This window comes from Mucilaginibacter sp. OAE612 (assembly GCF_041806395.1).
GTDB classification, from domain to species: domain Bacteria; phylum Bacteroidota; class Bacteroidia; order Sphingobacteriales; family Sphingobacteriaceae; genus Mucilaginibacter; species Mucilaginibacter rubeus.
Genome location: NZ_JBGMUW010000001.1, coordinates 333,519 through 352,212, shown reverse-complemented (window position 1 = coordinate 352,212; position 18,694 = coordinate 333,519). Strand labels below are relative to the sequence as shown.

At 43.2% G+C, this 18,694-nt stretch carries 20 protein-coding genes; 14 read left to right on the top strand and 6 right to left on the bottom strand.

Going from position 1 to position 18,694, the window contains the following annotated elements; translation table 11 throughout:
• Positions 1-421: 421 nt before the first annotated feature.
• The gene (gene hemC, locus ABID99_RS01515; RefSeq protein WP_255485396.1) at positions 422-2,017 is read left to right on the top strand and encodes a hydroxymethylbilane synthase; all 1,596 of its coding nucleotides are present in this window, start codon (positions 422-424) and stop codon (positions 2,015-2,017) included.
• A gap of 49 nt (positions 2,018-2,066) precedes the next feature.
• Here hemC and ABID99_RS01510 read toward each other — a convergent pair whose 3' ends face one another.
• Both ABID99_RS01510 and ABID99_RS01505 read right to left on the bottom strand, forming a co-directional pair.
• Entirely contained in the window at positions 2,067-2,510 is a 444-nt protein-coding gene (locus tag ABID99_RS01510) for a DNRLRE domain-containing protein (protein ID WP_176627958.1), read from the bottom strand.
• Positions 2,511-2,552: 42 nt separating this feature from the next.
• Complete coding sequence (locus ABID99_RS01505; protein ID WP_176627957.1) at positions 2,553-3,020, bottom strand: hypothetical protein; 468 nt, start codon at positions 3,018-3,020, stop codon at positions 2,553-2,555.
• A 184-nt stretch (positions 3,021-3,204) separates the two neighbouring features.
• Between ABID99_RS01505 and hemB the strand changes: the two genes are divergently transcribed.
• The 7 genes from hemB to hemJ all read left to right on the top strand — a co-directional run bounded on the left by hemB (position 3,205) and on the right by hemJ (position 9,813).
• Positions 3,205-4,176 carry a porphobilinogen synthase gene (gene hemB / locus ABID99_RS01500; RefSeq protein WP_176627956.1) on the top strand — a complete coding sequence of 324 codons (972 nt, stop codon included), beginning with the start codon at positions 3,205-3,207 and terminating at the stop codon, positions 4,174-4,176.
• 256 nt (positions 4,177-4,432) lie between these two features.
• Positions 4,433-5,800 (top strand): glutamate-1-semialdehyde 2,1-aminomutase, encoded by a 1,368-nt coding sequence (hemL, locus tag ABID99_RS01495; protein ID WP_373612642.1) that lies wholly within the window; start codon positions 4,433-4,435, stop codon positions 5,798-5,800.
• Positions 5,801-5,894: 94 nt separating this feature from the next.
• Positions 5,895-6,770: a cell wall metabolism sensor histidine kinase WalK gene (locus ABID99_RS01490; RefSeq protein ID WP_090529091.1), complete on the top strand. Its 876-nt coding sequence runs from the start codon at positions 5,895-5,897 to the stop codon at positions 6,768-6,770.
• A gap of 18 nt (positions 6,771-6,788) precedes the next feature.
• The gene (locus ABID99_RS01485; protein WP_090529686.1) at positions 6,789-7,496 is read left to right on the top strand and encodes a response regulator transcription factor; all 708 of its coding nucleotides are present in this window, start codon (positions 6,789-6,791) and stop codon (positions 7,494-7,496) included.
• Positions 7,496-8,047, top strand: coding sequence for a hypothetical protein (locus ABID99_RS01480; protein WP_188833393.1), 552 nt, complete (start codon positions 7,496-7,498; stop codon positions 8,045-8,047). The genes ABID99_RS01485 and ABID99_RS01480 overlap by 1 nt, the downstream gene beginning before the upstream one ends.
• A gap of 94 nt (positions 8,048-8,141) precedes the next feature.
• A complete protein-coding gene (gene hemE / locus ABID99_RS01475; protein ID WP_373612641.1) occupies positions 8,142-9,167 on the top strand; it encodes a uroporphyrinogen decarboxylase in 1,026 nt (341 codons plus the stop codon).
• Positions 9,168-9,279: 112 nt separating this feature from the next.
• Positions 9,280-9,813 carry a protoporphyrinogen oxidase HemJ gene (gene hemJ, locus ABID99_RS01470; RefSeq protein ID WP_188833395.1) on the top strand — a complete coding sequence of 178 codons (534 nt, stop codon included), beginning with the start codon at positions 9,280-9,282 and terminating at the stop codon, positions 9,811-9,813.
• A 17-nt stretch (positions 9,814-9,830) separates the two neighbouring features.
• Here the strand turns inward: hemJ and ABID99_RS01465 are convergent, their stop codons facing one another.
• Complete coding sequence (locus tag ABID99_RS01465; protein ID WP_373612640.1) at positions 9,831-10,133, bottom strand: hypothetical protein; 303 nt, start codon at positions 10,131-10,133, stop codon at positions 9,831-9,833.
• Positions 10,134-10,275: 142 nt separating this feature from the next.
• Here ABID99_RS01465 and ABID99_RS01460 point away from each other — a divergent pair, with 142 nt between their 5' ends.
• From ABID99_RS01460 to ABID99_RS01445, 4 genes are all read left to right on the top strand, one after another.
• Positions 10,276-10,845, top strand: a complete 570-nt coding sequence (locus ABID99_RS01460; protein WP_373615883.1) for an RNA polymerase sigma factor — start codon at positions 10,276-10,278, stop codon at positions 10,843-10,845.
• Entirely contained in the window at positions 10,835-11,620 is a 786-nt protein-coding gene (locus ABID99_RS01455; RefSeq protein WP_373612639.1) for a hypothetical protein, read from the top strand. The genes ABID99_RS01460 and ABID99_RS01455 overlap by 11 nt, the downstream gene beginning before the upstream one ends.
• 32 nt (positions 11,621-11,652) lie before the next feature.
• Complete coding sequence (locus ABID99_RS01450) at positions 11,653-12,483, top strand: outer membrane beta-barrel protein (RefSeq protein WP_373612638.1); 831 nt, start codon at positions 11,653-11,655, stop codon at positions 12,481-12,483.
• A gap of 173 nt (positions 12,484-12,656) precedes the next feature.
• The gene (locus ABID99_RS01445) at positions 12,657-13,655 is read left to right on the top strand and encodes an ABC transporter ATP-binding protein (protein ID WP_373612637.1); all 999 of its coding nucleotides are present in this window, start codon (positions 12,657-12,659) and stop codon (positions 13,653-13,655) included.
• A gap of 391 nt (positions 13,656-14,046) precedes the next feature.
• Here ABID99_RS01445 and ABID99_RS01440 read toward each other — a convergent pair whose 3' ends face one another.
• Positions 14,047-14,358: a hypothetical protein gene (locus ABID99_RS01440; RefSeq protein ID WP_373612636.1), complete on the bottom strand. Its 312-nt coding sequence runs from the start codon at positions 14,356-14,358 to the stop codon at positions 14,047-14,049.
• A gap of 236 nt (positions 14,359-14,594) precedes the next feature.
• On the opposite strand from ABID99_RS01440, the gene ABID99_RS01435 reads away from it, so the two are divergent.
• Together ABID99_RS01435 and ABID99_RS01430 are read left to right on the top strand one after the other, a co-directional pair.
• Positions 14,595-15,710 (top strand): sensor histidine kinase, encoded by a 1,116-nt coding sequence (locus ABID99_RS01435; RefSeq protein ID WP_112657849.1) that lies wholly within the window; start codon positions 14,595-14,597, stop codon positions 15,708-15,710.
• Positions 15,707-16,441, top strand: a complete 735-nt coding sequence (locus tag ABID99_RS01430; protein ID WP_090529123.1) for a LytTR family DNA-binding domain-containing protein — start codon at positions 15,707-15,709, stop codon at positions 16,439-16,441. Before ABID99_RS01435 ends, ABID99_RS01430 begins: the two co-directional genes overlap by 4 nt.
• A gap of 320 nt (positions 16,442-16,761) precedes the next feature.
• Here the strand turns inward: ABID99_RS01430 and ABID99_RS01425 are convergent, their stop codons facing one another.
• The gene (locus ABID99_RS01425; RefSeq protein WP_373612635.1) at positions 16,762-18,171 is read right to left on the bottom strand and encodes an ATP-dependent RecD-like DNA helicase; all 1,410 of its coding nucleotides are present in this window, start codon (positions 18,169-18,171) and stop codon (positions 16,762-16,764) included.
• Between the two features lie 12 nt (positions 18,172-18,183).
• The gene (locus ABID99_RS01420) at positions 18,184-18,501 is read right to left on the bottom strand and encodes a hypothetical protein (RefSeq protein ID WP_373612634.1); all 318 of its coding nucleotides are present in this window, start codon (positions 18,499-18,501) and stop codon (positions 18,184-18,186) included.
• Positions 18,502-18,694 lie beyond the last annotated feature (193 nt).

Below are 18,694 nucleotides of genomic sequence, written 5' to 3'. Positions count from 1 at the left end.
CAACAATCGTGAAACACTCAATAAACATTCCATAAAGTTTTAAACGTTGATTATCAATAATTTAACAATGTTCCATACAAAACATTAAAGCGCTGACTATCAATCGATAACTTATAAAAACCGTTTCACTGTTTCACTCTTAAAAAATGGAACATATCCATTTTTTAAGAAAAAGAAACACGGGGCTTTTTTCATTTTTTCTCGGGAATCAAAAAATTGGGACAGCCTGTTTGTTACACAAATGCTGCTATTATAAAATCGTCGCCGTCGCAAGCCTCCCGGCTTGCAGCCTGGCTGGTTTTACATGGCGCTAATCGTACACATTACCGTCATTTTGTTGCAATTAACAATAATTCATTATATTGATGTACCTTATCATCGGCATAAAAAATTAAATTTGCAGCTGCAAACATTCATTCTTTTGGACAGAAAACTGATTATAGGAACCCGTGGCAGTGAATTGGCTTTATGGCAGGCCAATTTCGTTAAAGACAGCCTTGCTGCCATTAATATTACCGCCGAGTTAAAGATCATTAAAACCCAGGGCGACCGCATCCTTAACCTCAGCTTTGATAAGTTGGAAGGTAAAGGCTTTTTTACCAAAGAATTAGAAGAAGAATTAATAGCCGGCACCATTGATATTGCGGTCCATTCGCATAAGGACCTGCCTACCGAAAATCCTCCGGGACTCATCATCGCAGCAGTTTCAGAACGGGAAGACCCGGCTGAACTGTTGTTGATCTTGAAAGACTGCGTTGATGTGCACCAAAAGCTATCTGTTAAATATGGTGCTATCGTTGGCACCTCGTCAAACCGGCGCAAAGCCCAGCTCCTGGCCCACCGTCCCGATCTTGAAATTGAAGAACTTCGCGGTAACGTGCCTACCCGTATCGGTAAGCTGCGCGATGAAAAATATGATGCCATTATGCTGGCCAAAGCCGGCGTTAGCCGTTTAGGCCTCGACCTGAGCGAGTTTCATGTGGAAGAAATAACTCCGGTTGAAATGATCCCGGCCCCTGCACAGGGCGCATTGGCTATCCAGATCCGCGAAACAGATCATGAACTTTTTGAGGCCCTGCAGGCCTTACATCATACCGATGTAGCCGAAGAACTGGCCGTTGAGCGTACCGTATTAAAATTATTTGGCGGTGGCTGCCACTTACCTTTAGGTTGTTATTGCCGTAAGGAAGATGGCTTTTTCCAGGTGTTTACCTCTAAAGCCAACGATGGAGATGAATTTCCGGACAGATTATTTGTAAAATCAGATACAACTGATGGATTAGCCGAGAGAATAGTATCTATGTTTGACGCCAATCGTAAACTGGCTCAAAGCGTATTTATAACCCGTGATCTTTCAGAGCAGAGTTATTTCCGTAAAGCTATGAAAAAACATGGCATAGCAATAGATGCCCGCTCGTTAATTCGAACCGTGCCGGTAATCAACAAACTTGACCCATATATTTTACGGGATATCAACTGGATATTTTTTAGCAGCAAAAATGCTGTTGAGTATTTCTTCGCCCTGAAACCGCAATTGCCATCTAAAATAAAATTTGGCGTAATGGGTACAGGATCAGAAGATGCCTTGCGCCGAAACGGCTATTTTGCTGCTTATGTTGGTGAAAGCGGCGATACCACCGATGTAGCAGCTGATTTTGCGGCAATAGCCAACCATTCAAAAGTATTGTTTCCTGGTGCCGAAGGTTCTTTACGCAGCATACAACAAGGTTTATCTGCAGATACAAAAATAATTGACCTCACGGTTTACGAAACGGTGTTAGAGCAGCACGTTGAAGCCACAGGCGCAGACATACTTGTGTTTACCAGCCCGTCAAATGTTGAGGCATATTTTCAGGATAATTTATTAGAACCTAATCAACAGGTAATTGCTATAGGTAAATCAACCGGTAAGAAATTTGATGAAATGGGTACCAGATATACCTTACCGTACTCGCCCGACGAAGTAGGTTTAGCCGAAGCTGTTTTTGGAACAGTCTGCCTAACTAACAGGTGCTAAAAAACAGATATTGTCCGTAGGTGGTAAGGCTACGGACAATATTAAAAAATCAATGTTTAACGTATTTCACAATCAACCTGGGGTGCCTTGTGTTGTCATAATAATAGCTTGAGCAAAATATCCGGCTGGTGTATAATACTTCATTTTGGAGAGAGAGCTTAAATCCATAATTTGATTTATTGCTTATCATCACACTTACTATATCTTTTACGTTTATATTCATATTTAGAAAGGGCTGGTTAGTACTTGGCACCACAATCTGGTTGGCCGTTAAACCTGCAGGCTGATTAAACCAGCTAACATTTGTTATATCCCAATCGGCAGCTACCTGCTGTATTACAAAAGAATTATCAGCACCGAAGTTTGCGTGTACCAAATCACCGTTTTTAGGTATAGTATCAGAATATAAGCGGAGCTCCGCGGATATGACAGTGGCATTGGCCGGAATGCTGCTTAAATCAAATTTTAATAAATTACGTACGGTGATGGGCAAGCCACCGATAGTCCAGGCAGCAAGCGGTTCCTCTATCGCGGTTCAGTTACTGGCATCCGTACCGTTGTACAAACCGATATTGGTTTCATAAGGATTGTTGGTTGGCGAAAGATCAAGTGTTGTTACATCCGAAGGCTTTACTGTTACCTCAACAGTATCAACACCCGTAAGACCATCCTTATTAATCACCATAAATTGGAACTGATACTTCCCTTCGACAAGATGTCTTGCTTTAGCCGATGCAGAAGCCTCATTTATAAGGAAAGCTTCTGCAGGCCCTGATATTTGGCTCCACAAATATCCGGCTATCCCATCAGCAGCATTACCACTTTTTCCGGTCAGTTGAACCGAATCCTGTGGTAAAGTAATGGTTACGTCAGCTCCGGCCTGAGCCAAAACCTTTTGGGATACAGATTTTGTGGATATAGGGGGGACGCTCGTTTTTTTACATGAACCCAGCATAGCAAAAACCAGCGGTGCAATTATCAGTGATAATCTAAAGTATTTCATTATTCCTCAAGTAGTTAGGCTATACAAATATAATTATATATTCTATATAAACCTCGCTTTAAATCATTCTTACGCCATAAATTGCCTTTAAAGTCTTTTAAAGCCACATAATTGTATACGTTTATATAAATTTGTGCTTCGCAGGCGGTAAGATAACTATAGAAACCTGAGTATTGATCATAATATGTTACAACGACCAAGAAGGAACCGAAAAAGTGAAGTGATCCGCCAGATGGTGCAGGAAACGCATGTTAGCGCTGCTAACCTGATTTTCCCGCTATTTATCATCGACGGCGTAAACCAGAAAAGTGAAGTGGCATCGATGCCGGGCATCTTCCGTAATTCTATCGATAACCTGCTGCGCGAAATTGAAAGCTGCCTTAAACTGGGCCTTAACTCTTTCGACCTGTTCCCTAATATTGCCGAGGAGTTGAAGGACAAATTTGCTACGGAAAGCTACCGCGACGAGAGTTTGTATCTGCGCGCTATCCGCGAGGTAAAAAAGAACTTTCCTGAAGCCTGCGTAATTACCGATGTAGCCATGGACCCCTACAGCAGTGATGGCCATGATGGTATTGTAGAAAATGGCGTGATCCTGAACGATGAAACGCTTGATGTTTTGGGTAAAATGGCTTTGGCACATGCACAGTCAGGCGCTGATATTATTGCGCCATCAGATATGATGGATGGCCGTGTAGGTTATATTCGTAATGTGCTTGACGACAATGGTTTTACCAACGTATCGATCATGTCATACTCGGCTAAATATGCGAGTGCATTTTATGGCCCGTTCAGGGATGCATTGAACTCGGCACCAAAGTTCGGCGATAAAAAAACTTACCAGATGAATCCCGCCAACCAGCGCGAAGCCCTGATTGAGGCCGAACTGGATGAACTGGAAGGCGCCGACTTTTTGATGGTAAAACCGGCCCTTCCCTACCTTGACGTTATTAAACTGATAAAAGATAATACCGAACTGCCTGTCGCTGCCTACAACGTAAGCGGCGAATATGCCATGATCAAAGCCGCCATACAACGCGGCTGGTTAAACGAGCAGCGTGCCATTACCGAGGTACTTACCAGTATCCGTCGTGCCGGTGCAACTGCTATTTTAACCTACCATGCCAAAGAGGTTTTGGAGAATAAGTGGTTGTAGGTTTTGAGGTGAAAGGGAAAAGGTTAAAGGCGAAAGGTAGAAGTTAAGCACTATCACCACCACCGTCATGCCGAATTTATTTCGGCATCCCTCAGGACAGGTAGCCGCTTTGCTTAGCATGATTGCTTAGCGAGTGGGGTGCTGAAACAAGTTCAGCATGACTGTGATTTTAATTATTTAAGAAAGGCCTTAGGCCCTATAACTTGATAAAACAGCTTTAAGCCTTTGGCTTTCTGCTTTAAGCTTATAAATAAAAATGTTCGATTCAATAAAAAAGATGTTTTCTGCAGAGGATGAACCGGTAAATACTACGGGCAAGCCCGATATCAGTCGCGAAAAATCGGCTGAGCTTTATGCTAAGGCGCAAACGTTTTTCCCGGGTGGGGTTAATTCGCCGGTAAGGGCTTTCAAATCTGTTTATGGTACGCCGCTGTTTATTCAAAAAGGCGATGGCAGCCATATCTGGGATGCTGATGGTAATGAGTTTATTGATTACTGCTGCTCATGGGGACCACTTATCCTTGGCCATAACAATGCTAAAGTAAGGGAAAAAGTTACCGAGGTAATGCAAAACGGTATGAGCTTTGGCGCACCTACCGCATTGGAAAATGAACTAGCAGAACTGATCCTGAAAAACAACAAGTTTATTGAAAAGATCCGTTTTGTAAGCTCAGGCACCGAAGCCGTAATGTCGGCCATCAGGTTAGCAAGGGGTTATACCAAACGCGATAAGATCCTGAAATTTGAAGGCTGCTATCACGGGCATGCTGATGCTTTATTGGTAAAAGCTGGTTCGGGTCTGGTTACCTTTGGTGAGACTTCATCGTCCGGCGTGCCTAAATCAGTCGCTGATGAAACCATAGTAGTAGCACTTAACGATAAGGAAGCATTAGCTAAAGCTTTTGAAGAATTTAAAGACCAGATTGCGGCGGTGATCATTGAGCCGGTACCGGCAAATAACGGTTTGCTGCTACAGGAAAAAGAATACCTGCAATATCTGCGCGACATCTGTACGCAAAACGGCACCATGCTGATATTTGATGAGGTGATCTCCGGTTTCCGCGTTGGCTTTGAAGGTGCTGCCGGTTATTACCAGATCAAGCCTGATATTATTACTTACGGTAAAATTATCGGTGGCGGTATGCCTGTTGGTGCTTATGGATCATCGGCAGCAATCATGAGCAATATCTCACCAGAAGGTTCGGTTTACCAAGCAGGCACACTATCGGGTAACCCAGTTGCTATGGGTGCCGGTATCGCCCAGCTTAGTGAGCTTTTACGTATGGGCTTTTACCGCGACCTGAACAATAAAACAGAGGAGTTCGTAGAAGCCATTCAGCGCTTTGCTACCGCCCGCAATTATAAGTTTAAGGTGTTTGGCATAGGCTCCATATTTTGGTTTGCTTTTACAGATAAAGAGTATATTCGTAAAGCCGAAGATATTGATGCATCAAGCATGGAAAAATTCAAAAAGTTCCACCGCGAATTGTTGAACAGGGGCATTTATTTAGGTCCGTCGGGTTATGAGGTTGGCTTTATATCATCAGCCCATACCAAAACAGACCTGGAGAAAACAAAACGTGCTATATTTGATAGTTTGGATTTAGTATTCAATTCTAAGTAGCCAGTTTGCAGTTGCCGGCGGGCAGTTTGCACTTAATATAACATTGCAAACTGACAAACTACTGCCAACTGAAAACTGATAACTGCCAACTGATATGAAGAAGTCATTTGTTATTTTTTACGCGCTCATCACCTATGCCGTTGCCGAACTGGTATGGTGGGGCTATATGCTGGTTACGCTGCAACCGCGCCGTACCGGTATGATCCTGGGCGAAGGGGCTATGTTTGTAGCCGTATTTTTAATTGGCGCCATTAACCTGCACCGCTCGTTCAATAAGGAACGCAGGTTACAGGAGCAGAAAAAAAACTTCCTGCTTTCGGTAACGCATGAGCTGAAGTCGCCGCTGGCATCTATCAAGATCCTGCTGCAAACCATCCAGAAACGTCACCTCACCAAAGAACAGCTTCTTGATTTTATTGAAAAATCGTTAAATGATGTAGAGCGACTGGACGATATGGTTGAGAATATGCTGCTTGCATCTAAGATCGAAAACCGCTCATATAGTTTCCCTAAGGCCAGCTTTAACCTTTCGGTTTTGGTTGACAGCATTGTTAACCGTCTGCAGATTTCCAAATGCGATTGCAACCAGCAGATCATCGAGGCCGAGATTGAGCCTAAGGTTGAAATAGTTGGCGATAAGTTTGCCCTGACATCGGTAGTAACCAATTTAATAGAAAACGCCGTAAAATATTCAAGCCCCTGCTCATCGGTTGGGGTAAAGCTGTTTTCGAAAGATGATAAAGTTTATTTGCAGGTATCTGATCATGGTATCGGCATAGCCGACGAGGAGAAAACCCGAATTTTCGACCGCTTTTACCGCGTGGGCAGCGAAGAAACCCGTAACACCAAAGGTACCGGACTGGGCCTTTACATTGTTAAGGAGGTGTTAGATAAGCACCAGGCCAGCATCAGGGTTAAAGATAACCGCCCTGCTGGTAGCATTTTTGAAGTTACATTTGGACTAACCTAAATTAAGACAATGAATAATATGCCAAACAAAAAAAGGATTTTATTGGCCGAAGACGAAGAGCATTTGTTAGAAGCAATTAAGCTTAACCTTGAGCTGGAAGGCTATAAGGTAACTCCGGCTAAAAACGGCAAAAAAGCTTTACAGTTATTTAAGGAAGAACGTTTTAACCTGGTGATACTGGACGTAATGATGCCCGAAATTGACGGCTTTGTTGTTGCCGAAACCATCAGGCTTGAAAATACCGAAGTACCTATCATGTTCCTTACGGCTAAAAACACCAATGAGGACAAGATTTCGGGCTTAAAAAAAGGTGCTGATGATTATCTTACCAAGCCGTTTAACCTCGAGGAGCTTATTTTAAGGGTGAACAACCTGGTAAAACGCAGCTTAAAAGGCGAAGACCTGAAAGAGTTTAACAGCTATAAAATAGGTGATAAAACCATCCATTTTAACTCATTTGAGCTGGTTAACGAAGATGGCTCCATTACCGCCCTTACCAAAAAGGAAACCATGCTGCTTAAATTGTTGATTGAGCGCCGTAATGACGCCGTATCGCGCGAGCAAATCCTGGAAACCGTTTGGAATTATGACGTTTATCCGTCAACCCGTACTATCGACAATTTTATCCTAACCTTCCGTAAGTACTTTGAACCAGATCCTAAAAACCCGGTTTATTTCCACTCCATTCGTGGCGTTGGCTATAAATTTACCGATAACCAGCATTAATGTTCAGTAACAGGACACGTATATTCATTGCGTTTATATTTCTGCTGTCGTTAGGTATATTGGTATACTTTCATATTTATGAACTTGCGGCAGTTGCAGCTATGATGATCATCCTGCTTATTTGGGATTATTTCAGGCAGGGTACGTTGGTTGTAGCATCCAAACATTTTCATGTAAAGGATTATGATAAAACTGCTGCCTCGTTAAACGAGATCATGAAACCCGAATGGCTCAGCAAAAACCGCCGGGGATATTATGAGTTTATATACGGCGGTTTATGCCTGCAAAGGCAGGATTTTGAAGGGGCAGAAATGCACTATGAAATAGCGGCACAATACCCCTTGCGTTCGGTTAACGACCACGTAGCCGCTTTGGTTAGTGTGGCCAATATCAGCATCAGGCGCGGTAATTTTGAAAAAGCCCAGGCCTATCTGCAATTAACTGAAAAACATAAAGAAAAAATAACTGCCAAAATGAGGGAAGTGATAAGCCGCCTTCAGCAGGAGATCAGGGAAGAGCCAGGAAAAAAGAGTCAAGAGACAAGAAAATAAGAAATAAGACGGCAGGAGTCAGGAAGCAAGAATTATTAAGGGAGACGTTCTCTTCTTGGTTCTTGATTCTTGACCTCTTGCATCTAACTAAAGTATGAGAGATTCGTTATTAATAAAAGCGGCATTTTCGGAGCAGACAGAACGCCCGCCGGTTTGGATGATGAGGCAGGCAGGCCGCTTTATGAAAGAGTATTGGGATATTAAAAACAAATACTCGTTCCTCGAAATGTGTAAAACACCGGAGATTGCTGCCGATGTTACCATGCTACCGGTTGATCTGTTAGGGATTGATGGAGCGATTTTATTTTCAGATATCCTGGTAACCGGTGAAGCCATGGGCGGCGACCTAAGTTTCAACGCAGGTGTTGGTCCACTGTTTGCCAACCCTGTACGTACACAAGTCGATATCGATAACCTGCAAACTGATGTTATTGATAAGCTGCAATATGTTGCAGATGCTATTAAGGTGATTCAACAGCGCCTTGGCGGCCGTATTCCGCTTATCGGTTTTGCCGGTGCGCCATTTACCGTAATGAGCTACCTTGTTGAAGGCGGATCTTCAAAAGATTTTAAACGCACCAAACTGATGCTGCACAATGAGCCCGAAATGGCCCATCAACTGTTATCAAAAATTGCCACTGTCACAGCAGATTATCTGAACATGCAGATTGCAGCAGGTGTAAACGCAGTACAAATCTTTGACAGTTGGGCGCAAGCTTTGGCATGGGATGATTATAAAGAATTTAGTCACCGTTATATTGCGGAGATCATCAGCAAACTAAACCGTAAAGATATCCCGGTGATCTCTTTCTGTAAAGGCAGCTCGGTTTTTGCGCCGCTGATGGCAGAGGCTAAGCCAGATGTAATTTCTATCGATTGGAATGTCGATCTGTTAGATATCAAAAAACGTTTACCGGCAGGTATTGCAGTACAGGGTAACCTTGATCCGCATATCCTTTATGCCGATAAAAAAGTAATTAAAGAACGCATCTACCGCCTGTTCGACCGAATGAAAGGCGAAAACGGCTTCATCTTTAACCTGGGTCACGGTATTATGCCTGATATCCCGTTTGACAACGTGAAGTACGCGGTAGAAGTGATAAAAGAATACAGAAATTAAGAATAAAGCCAAAATGTCATTGCGAGCGATAGCGTGGCAATCCCGAACTATGCAAGTCGCTCTGTAAAGTTCGCGATTGCTTCGTTCCTCGCAATGACATGTATTAATTGACATGTACGATTACGTAAAAGCTATACATATCATTTTTGTGGTCTGCTGGATGGCGGGGTTATTTTATAGCGTACGTTTATTTATTTATCATACCGAAGCCCAGGATAAGCCCGAGCCGGATCGTACTATATTGTCTAAACAATTCGAAATCATTGAACGCAAGTTATGGAATATCATAACTATCCCCTCAATGTACCTTACTATAGCAGCGGGCGCAACGATGCTTATCCTCAAGCCAATTTGGCTTCAATTTGGATGGATGCATATCAAGCTAACCTTTGTTGTGGCTTTAGTGATCTATCATTTCATCTGCCAAAATAAAATAAAACAGATGCGTAACGGCGTATTCAAATGGACATCCATTCAGCTCCGCTTGTGGAATGAAGTTGCTACCATTTTTCTGTTCGCCATTGTTTTCCTTGTGGTGCTTAAGAGCGCTTTGAATTGGATCTTTGGTGTTGTTGGCTTGGTATCGCTGGCTGTGATATTAATGATAGCGGTGAAGATTTATAAAAGATATAGGGAGAAGAAATAATCAGCTGATTTTAATATTTATCTAAAAGCCTCATCGTCAAGTTCTATTTTCCCCTCCAGTTCAAGCAACTTCTTTTGATTTTCTAAAATCGCAGATATATCTAATTCATGATCTCCCCTTTGAGCTCTTTGCCATTCTACCGGATCCCCAAATGAAGATTCAGAAGCAGCCCTGAAATTCAAAATCCGCTCTTTGAGCGCTTCGCGGCTTATACTCTCAGTTCCTGCACTTTTTTCTTCTACAATAACATTAAGCTCTTTAGCCAAAGCGATTATCTTCGCGATGCTTTGCTTGTTATCTGATTTTAGGATTAATTCCATGATTTTATCTATTGGCGCTTCTCAAAAAGCTGTAAACCGAAGTTACAACAAATCATCATCATTCATCTTCTTAAACTATTCATCAAAATATTTACATCCCCATGCAACCATTTGCATCACTCTACCATCTTACTTATAAATGATGTTTTTGGAACCTAAATATACCATTCACCAACTAATAGACCGCTGCCGGGCCGGTGAGCGGAAGGCGCAGGAACTGCTTTATAAGCAGTTTGCTTCAAAAATGCTGGGGGTATGTATGCGTTATGCCACCGACCGCATGGAGGCCGAAGACATGTTGCAGAATGGCTTTATAAGGGTTTTCCACAAAATGGATGATTACCGGGGCGATGGTTCATTTGAGGGCTGGGTTAGGCGCATCATGGTTCACAGTTCAATTGAATACTATCGCAAACATCATAAAATGATGCAGTTAATTGATATTGAAGAAGCTGGGCATGAGCCATCGGTTAATCCATTAGCTGCGGCCAACCTGGATGCAAAAGTGCTGATGGGCATGATACAGCAATTGGCACCGGGTTACCGGATAGTGTTTAACCTTTACGCGCTGGAAGGTTATTCGCACAAAGAGATAGCGGAGATTGTGGGCATTACCGAGGGTGCCTCTAAATCGCAGCTGTCACGGGCTCGTACAATATTGAAAGAACAAATTGCTAAAATGGAGGGCAAAAGTTATGGATATGCAGGATAAGGAACTGGACAGGCTGTTTCAACAAAAGCTTGATGACCTGGAAATACAACCGTCGGCCCATGTATGGCAGGGCATCAACGCCGAATTAAACGCCGGCAGGCGTAAAGGAATATTATTGCCTTTGCTAAGCGCAGCAGCAGGTGTTATATTACTGATCACCGCAGGTATCCTGTTTATCCCTAAACAAAGAGTTAAACATAATGACCATCCAACAGAAATAGTTAAAACCCATCAACCAGTAAAACAATCCGTTGCAGTTACAGTTGAGCCTGTGGTACCTCCAACCCCGGCGCAAAACAAAGTACCCGCAAATCCGGTTATAGCACCTGTTAATACTATAGCGAAAGTTAATAAAACCAAAATAAAAAGCAATTTGACACCATCTGTATCACAGCCGGTAAATCCTATCCCCTCACCTGTAACCGCCCATACAGATGAACCATTATTAGCAAATGCCCCTGCCGCAGATTATCCTGTTGTTAACGCCGCAGCCCCGGATACAGCAGCCAGGATCAGCCCGAAATCAACCATCATTGCCAGCGACAACACACAGCCGGTATTGATAGCCCAGGTACCGCATGCCGTTCCTGCTACAGCAAAATCTGTAAAAAAGCACCGCATCCGCAGCCTTGGCGATGTTTTTAACGTGGTGATAGCCGCTGTTGATAAACGTAAAGACAAAGTAATTGAATTCAGTAATACCGATGAAGACGATGCCACCATTACAGGCCTGAACCTGGGCTTTATTAAAGTAAAAAAAGAGAAAGACAAATAATATCTTAGCGAACGATAGACATACCACAACATATGAAACGCCTTATTTTTACCATCACAATATGCCTTGCCGTGAGTTTTGCTTTTGCTCAAAGCACACCTGCCGATTCTGCACAAAACACCACCGATACCACTACACATAAAAAGCATGTTAAAGTAAAACTTGGCTTTGGCGATGACGTAACCCAGGTTAACATTAATAATGATGAGCCAGATACTACCTACCATGCCCACAAGGCACCTGGATTTTCCTTTGGGGTAACCTTTTCAAGGATCGACCTGGGTTTTGCCACGCTGATTGACAATGGCAGTTTTACCCTATCTGACAAAAACAAATTTTTAAGCTACCGCCAATGGAAAACCAGCAACTTTGGTTTTGATGTGCTGCAATTTGGTTACCGGTTTAACAGTGCTTTCAAAATTTATGTATCCGGCGGTTTCGACTGGACCCATATCCGCCTACGTAATGATATCACCATACAGCGTAACGCGCCGGTGCTCACCTACGTTCAGGACAGTATCCACTTCAGTAAAAACCGTTTTTCATCAACCTACCTTCGCATACCGCTATCGTTCTATTACCGCAGCCATGAAGATGACCGGGGGAATTATTTCAGGTTAGTTGCCGGTCCGGAGATTGGCATCTTACTCAACGGCCGTGTAAAACAAATCAGCGAGGAAAATGGCAAGCAAAAATTTAACGACGATTATCATTTTGCCAAACTGCGCAAAGGCGTGTTTGTACGCATGGGATACGGCATCATGGGTCTTTATGCCAAGTATTACTTCAACGATATGTTTGAAAACAGCCCGGATCAAAAAGGCTTGAGAAACTTCTCGTTTGGATTGACTTTTGGCTTCTGACCGTTGATTTATTTGATTGCGCTGATTTCGCTGATTATTTTTGGATGTGAATGATTAAGATGATTTGATAATCTTCCGCGAGATCTCATCCCGAAAATGATCAGTGTAATCCCAAAAAAGAAATCAACGCAATCAGCGTAATCATAACTATCAACGGTTTATCTTTGCCACTGATGTCAGAGATTCCTTTTTTGCAGGCAGTTGCCATAAGTAAAATATACCCGGGAAAGCAGCAGGCCGGTGTAAAAAAAACCGGGCTCATTATTGAGCCGGGCAAAATCACCGCCATTATTGGCGAAAGTGGCAGCGGTAAAAGCACTTTACTACGCTTGTTATATGGATTGCTCTCACCCGATGAAGGCACCGTTTACTTTAAAGGTGAACGCATTTGGGGCCCTGAAGAAAAGCTGATCCCCGGTCATGATGCCATGAAAATGGTAACCCAGCATACCGATGATCTTAACCTGTTTGCCAAAGTTTGGGATAACGTGGCGGCTATGCTGCCGGCAACAGATCTCAAAGCCAAACAGGAGAAAACCGAAAGCGTGCTCAAACAGCTCAATATGTTCAACATGGCTGATAAGCGGGTGGCCGACCTGAGCGGTGGCGAAAAGCAACGCGTAGCCATCGCCCGCGCCATCGTTACCCATCCCCAGGTATTATTGCTCGATGAACCTTTTAACCAGGTTGATACTTCGTTCAGGGAAGGCCTGCAGCATGATATCAGGCAGATAGTTAAAGAAACCGGATTAACGGTGATCATGGTATCCCATGACCCTGCCGAAGTGCTATCGATGGCAGATGAGCTCATTGTTATAAACAAAGGAGAAATTGTTGAGCATGGCAACCCTAAGGCGTTATACAAACATCCAAAATTTCTTTACACAGCTCAATTACTTACCAACTGCAACGTACTAACCGCTCATGAGGCCCGTTTTTGCGGCATTGACATAACCAAAGAATATGCGGTTGTTTATCCCGAGCAGATCAAAATTAAATTGATAGCAGCTACCAAAAGCTGGATTGTTAAGCAGGTGTTATTTAAAGGTTTTTACGAGGATCTGATCCTTCAGCATGAAGATATAACCCTACGGGTTTTGAGCGAGGAAACCGGGAAATATATCGAGGGAGATTTGGTAGCGGTAAGGGTTGAGAAGTATTTGGAGTATTAATCCCACGATTAGGCTTACAAGGCAAGCAAGATATTTAGTTGTAGTTAACTGATATCGGCCCGCTCATTCGCCGCGGGTTGGCTTTGTTCTTTTTCTTGATAAAAAGAACCAAAAATCAAGTCAGCAGATAGGCTTCTTTGCGCTCAAGGCCTTTGCCCTGCAAACCGGGCATAACCACGGGCTGCAATTATTTTGCCCTGCTTCGCTCGCTCGTTGTCCCCGCTTCTGCAAAAACTTGCTATGCCCCAACAGCAGCACAGGCCACCATTGTTCTGCCCGCTTTCGCCCGAAGCTTACCTGCTGACGGGAAGGAAAAGAATTTTCTTAAAAATAAACCGGCGCCATACCTCGCGTTGACCACCGGTTTTTAAACGTATATTTAAAAAAGATCTTAATGCCTTAAATCAAGGCTCAGCATTACCAGATTTTTACTTTCAACATAGGCGGTGCGCTCGTTCAACCTGTCAAGGACCTGATCAAGCGCCAGGCGGGTCTTTTTCTCTTTAATGTTGAGTTTGCTGTAAACTGTTTCCTCGTATATCAGCTTATTGTTATCGTTATAAAACTTAATGGTTTGCACGCGGGGCAAATTAATGTTGTGTTCAACTACCCAAAAACCGTGTACGTTTGTTATTTTATTTTGAGCCTGCACCGCAACTGCTGCAAATGCCAGTATACAAACTGTGATAATCAACTTTTTCATGGTGTTATTTTTAATATAAACTAAAATTAAGGGCTCGTAAAATGGCTTGAAAATAGCATAGGCACACAACCCGCCAGTTACGATTAACCGCATTTTAATACGACAAATAAACATCCAACCTGAAAAACGTACCGAAGCAGCCTTACTCCAGGTAGTTCGTCATCAAATGATTGCAGTTTGTCGCACTTTTATCCTAAAAGCCGTCCAATTAAACTGTTTTACAGTAAATTAGCTATATGAATACCGGCTTCGATCTCCTGCTCAATAATATAAAGCTGCCGCGCTTTTGGCAGCACGTGATATTTTGGGTAATTGTATCGTTTTTCATCACGACGCTTTATTCGTTCCAGACCAATTTTTGGGTATCCTTACGCAATAACCTTTTGTACATGCCCATACAAATAGCGTATTACTATGCCATTGCTTACTGGCTGGTGCCCAAATATGTTTTTGAAAAACGATATGTGATGTTTTTCATGATGCTGATACCGCTTGTTTTTGCATGTATGTTTATCAGCCGTACCATCGGAATCCTTTTTGTTGCGCCCTACCTGATCAGGGTGATGCACGTAACAGATGCCGGTTATATCGCCTCAACCCAACGCCCGTTTTTTGAGCAGTTAACAGATGGGCAAAGCCTGGTAAATTCATTTAAAGGGACCAACCTGTTTACCGGGTTTGTGCTTGCTATTAAACTTTTTAAAATGTGGTATGAGCGCAAGCAGGCGGCATTAGAAGCCGAACTCAACGCGTTGAAAGCCCAGGTACATCCGCATTTTTTATTTAATACACTTAATAACCTTTATTCGTTAAGTCTTAATAATTCGCCCAAATCGCCGCAGGCCATAATTGGCCTGTCGGATCTGCTGCGCTATATGCTCTATGAATGCTCAGATAACGAAGTACTTTTGGAGAAGGAAGTATTTATGATGCAGCAATATGTAAAGCTCGAAAAACTACGCTATGAAGAACGCATCGACATTAACTTTACCATTACCGGTAATTTGAAAGATAAAACTATAGCCCCGCTGCTCATTTTACCTTTTATCGAAAATGCCTTTAAACATGGCACCAGCGAGCAGGTAGGCGCTACCTGGATCAATATTGATATCAGCGTTACACTAAACCACTTCAAGTTAAAAGTAGCCAACAGCAAACCCGAACATCCCGTTGAAGAAGGCTATACGCCGGGGCATATCGGGCTAAAGAATGTGACCAAAAGGCTCAACCTGCTGTACCCTCATACCTCACGGCTGAAGATCGTGAACGAAGAAGATACTTTTTTTGTAGCGCTTGATCTCGACCTGAAAATCATAAAACAATCTGCTGCACAACAAATGGTAACCGCATGAAAATCCGTACACTTATAGTCGACGATGAGCCACATGCCATTGAGGTATTGAAAAACTATCTTGCGCGCTTCAGCGAGATGGAGGTTACCGCCACCTGTAATGACGGTATTGAAGCCTTTCGCCTCTTGCAACAAAAACCTATCGATTTGATGTTCCTGGATATTCAGATGCCGGGAATAAAAGGTACCGATCTGCTGAAAAGCCTCAAGAACCCGCCTAAAGTAATTTTCACCACCGCCTACAGCGAATACGCCCTTGATGGTTTTGAGCTCAACGCGGTTGATTACCTTTTAAAGCCTATCTCTTTTGAGCGTTTCCTGCGGGCGGTCGACAAGATTTATCAGCTAAACGAGCATAAGGGCAAACTCCTGATTACCCATGAAGAGCCTGTAAGTGATACCCATACATTCATTTATCTTAAAGTAGACCGCAAAACAATTAAGGTTAATATCAATGATATTTTATGGATAGAAAGCCTGCGCGATTATGTTAAAGTAGTGGCCGTAAATAACCACGTCCACATTACCAGGCAAAAGATCAGCTTGCTCGAAGAAATGCTTCCTGAGAACAGGTTCGTACGCATCCACCGGTCATTTATAGTGGCATTAAACAAAATAGATTCTTTCTATGCCTATAGCATGGATGTTGCCGGGCATGAGCTGCCTATCGGTCGCAACTATAAGCAGGATGTACAGAAAAAGCTGAAGAGTGAACGGTTGCAGATGGGGTGATGTGTCTTAAAATTCTATTAATAATAAAAGCGTCATTGCCAGGTACGAAGACAACCGACCGCAGGGAGATCATGATTGTAAGTCATTGATTATTAAGTGTATTTTTCTTGATGGATTTTATAACATGGGCATTGCCTGCGGCCCGGGCTTTCCGTTGCAAGTCCTCGCCTTTCCCGCCCGCAACCCCTTTACGCGCTCCGGGCTTTACACTGCAATCCCTAATGCGGCCGACGCGCAACACCGTTAAAATATATTTTACATGTCATTACATTTTTTTTAGGGTTTCCCTAATGGATACTCGCAATAACTTTTTTTTAAACTCACGCAACCCACCAGTCATTTACCAAATTCAATTCATCTTTTGCACGGGTAACGGCAGTGTACCACCATTTGCAAAGTTCATAGTATGGTGAACCGTACATGCTTTTATCTAAAAAGAGGTAAACATTGTTCCACTCGCCACCCTGGGCTTTATGACAGGTTACGGCATAGCCGTACGAAACTTTAAGGCAGTTGAGATAAGGGTCTTCGCGCATGGCTTCCCTATACTGTTCACTTTTTTGAGAAATGCCTTTTGCCTTCATCTGGTCATTAAAATCGATGATCAGCGCTTTGGATTGATCGTTAGTGAGATTTCCCTTTAAGCTTTCAAGCGCATCTAAAGAAAGCAGCATCTTAAACTCCTTCCCCGAAGCCAGCGCGGTGACCAACACTTTTTGAAATTTCATGCCCAGCTTTTGTTCGGTTTTTTCAAGCTCATTTACAATTACAAAATCGCCGTTGGTGAGTGGTACCGAATAATTATTTTGTGTTACCAGCAGCACATCGCCTACCTGCAGGGGCACATATCCCGAACCAAAAAGTTCGCGTCGCATATTCCGGTTTATCATTTGAACTTTTTTATTGCTGCGTGCTATAGCCAGGCAGCTATTGGGTCCGGCCGCCTTATAATTTGCCGCGTACAGGTTAAACATAACATCGTCTGTAGCGTGAAGTTTTACATTGTTGAGGTTTGATGCCGGGATCTTTGGAAATTTGGTGCGCTCCCGGCTTTCGCTCATCGTGCGGATAGCTCCTGCCAAAACCAGAATATCGTTGTCATCTTTATTACGTTCTATTTTTGAAAGCTTAACAGATACCGGGAAACGCTGATTTTTAGCCAGCCAGTCTGTATCAAGCGCGGGGCTAAAGCTTTGCCCTACGGGTGGCAACTGGCAGGGGTCGCCGACAAAAATAATCTTGCTCTTGTTAGCTACCTGGAAAAAATCCTGCAACAGGATTCCCGAGCCAAAAACCGCGAAGCCATTGCCTTCAGTCAACGTGCCTGAAAGCATCGAAGCCTCATCAACAATATAAATGGTGGTTTCAGCATCGGCAGTGCGGGTTGAAAACTGCATGGTCATTTGTCCGGCCATACGTGGTGCCGAACTTTCGGCCAGTGTTTCCTCGTCAAGGCCATCTATCTTATCAAAATTATATAATTCGCCATGAACTGTTGAGGCGGAGAAACCCGTTTTACCCCTTAAAACTGTGGCGGCTCTGCCCGTTGCCGCCAGCATGCAAAACTTCTTTTCCTTTTCTTTAAGCCATTGCGCAATGTGCTGCATCAAAAAGGTTTTACCGGTACCAGCATATCCTTTCAGCACAAAAACATCGGCAGCCGGATGGTCAAGAAATTTTTGGATTGCCTTGAAGGCTGCCTTTTGATCTGTATTTAAATTAATCGGCACAGGAATCCGTCTTTAATTAACGGGCACGAAACCGGCAAACATATCCCGGGCCTCTTTCAAAGTACTCAACGGCACATAATCACAAACCTCAGCGTATTCGCTCCACATTTGCTGCACTGCTTTATTATGATGGGCATTTGCAATAGCCTCGGCACTCAACCATTCAAAAACTTCAATGACGGTGCCATCGGCAGCTTCCATAATGATGGATTTGCGGTCGGTCACCAGTCCTTCCTGTTTCAGGCGCGGTATATGCGTTTTCATTAGTTGTTTCAATGCCTCCTCCTTGCCTGGTTTAGGTTTATAGGCAACAATTACAATCTGTCCCATGGGCTTCCGTTTATTAATATGCAATTTACAAAAAACTGCAGAGGCTATATGACTAAAAAACAAGTTTAAAACTGGTCGTTCCTGAGTATGGTGTTTAGCATTGTAAGCAGGGGCACTTATCGCTATTGGAGACCAGGCAAGGGACGCTTAATGCAAAAACGGCGACAAGATATCTTGTCGCCGTTCACTGATC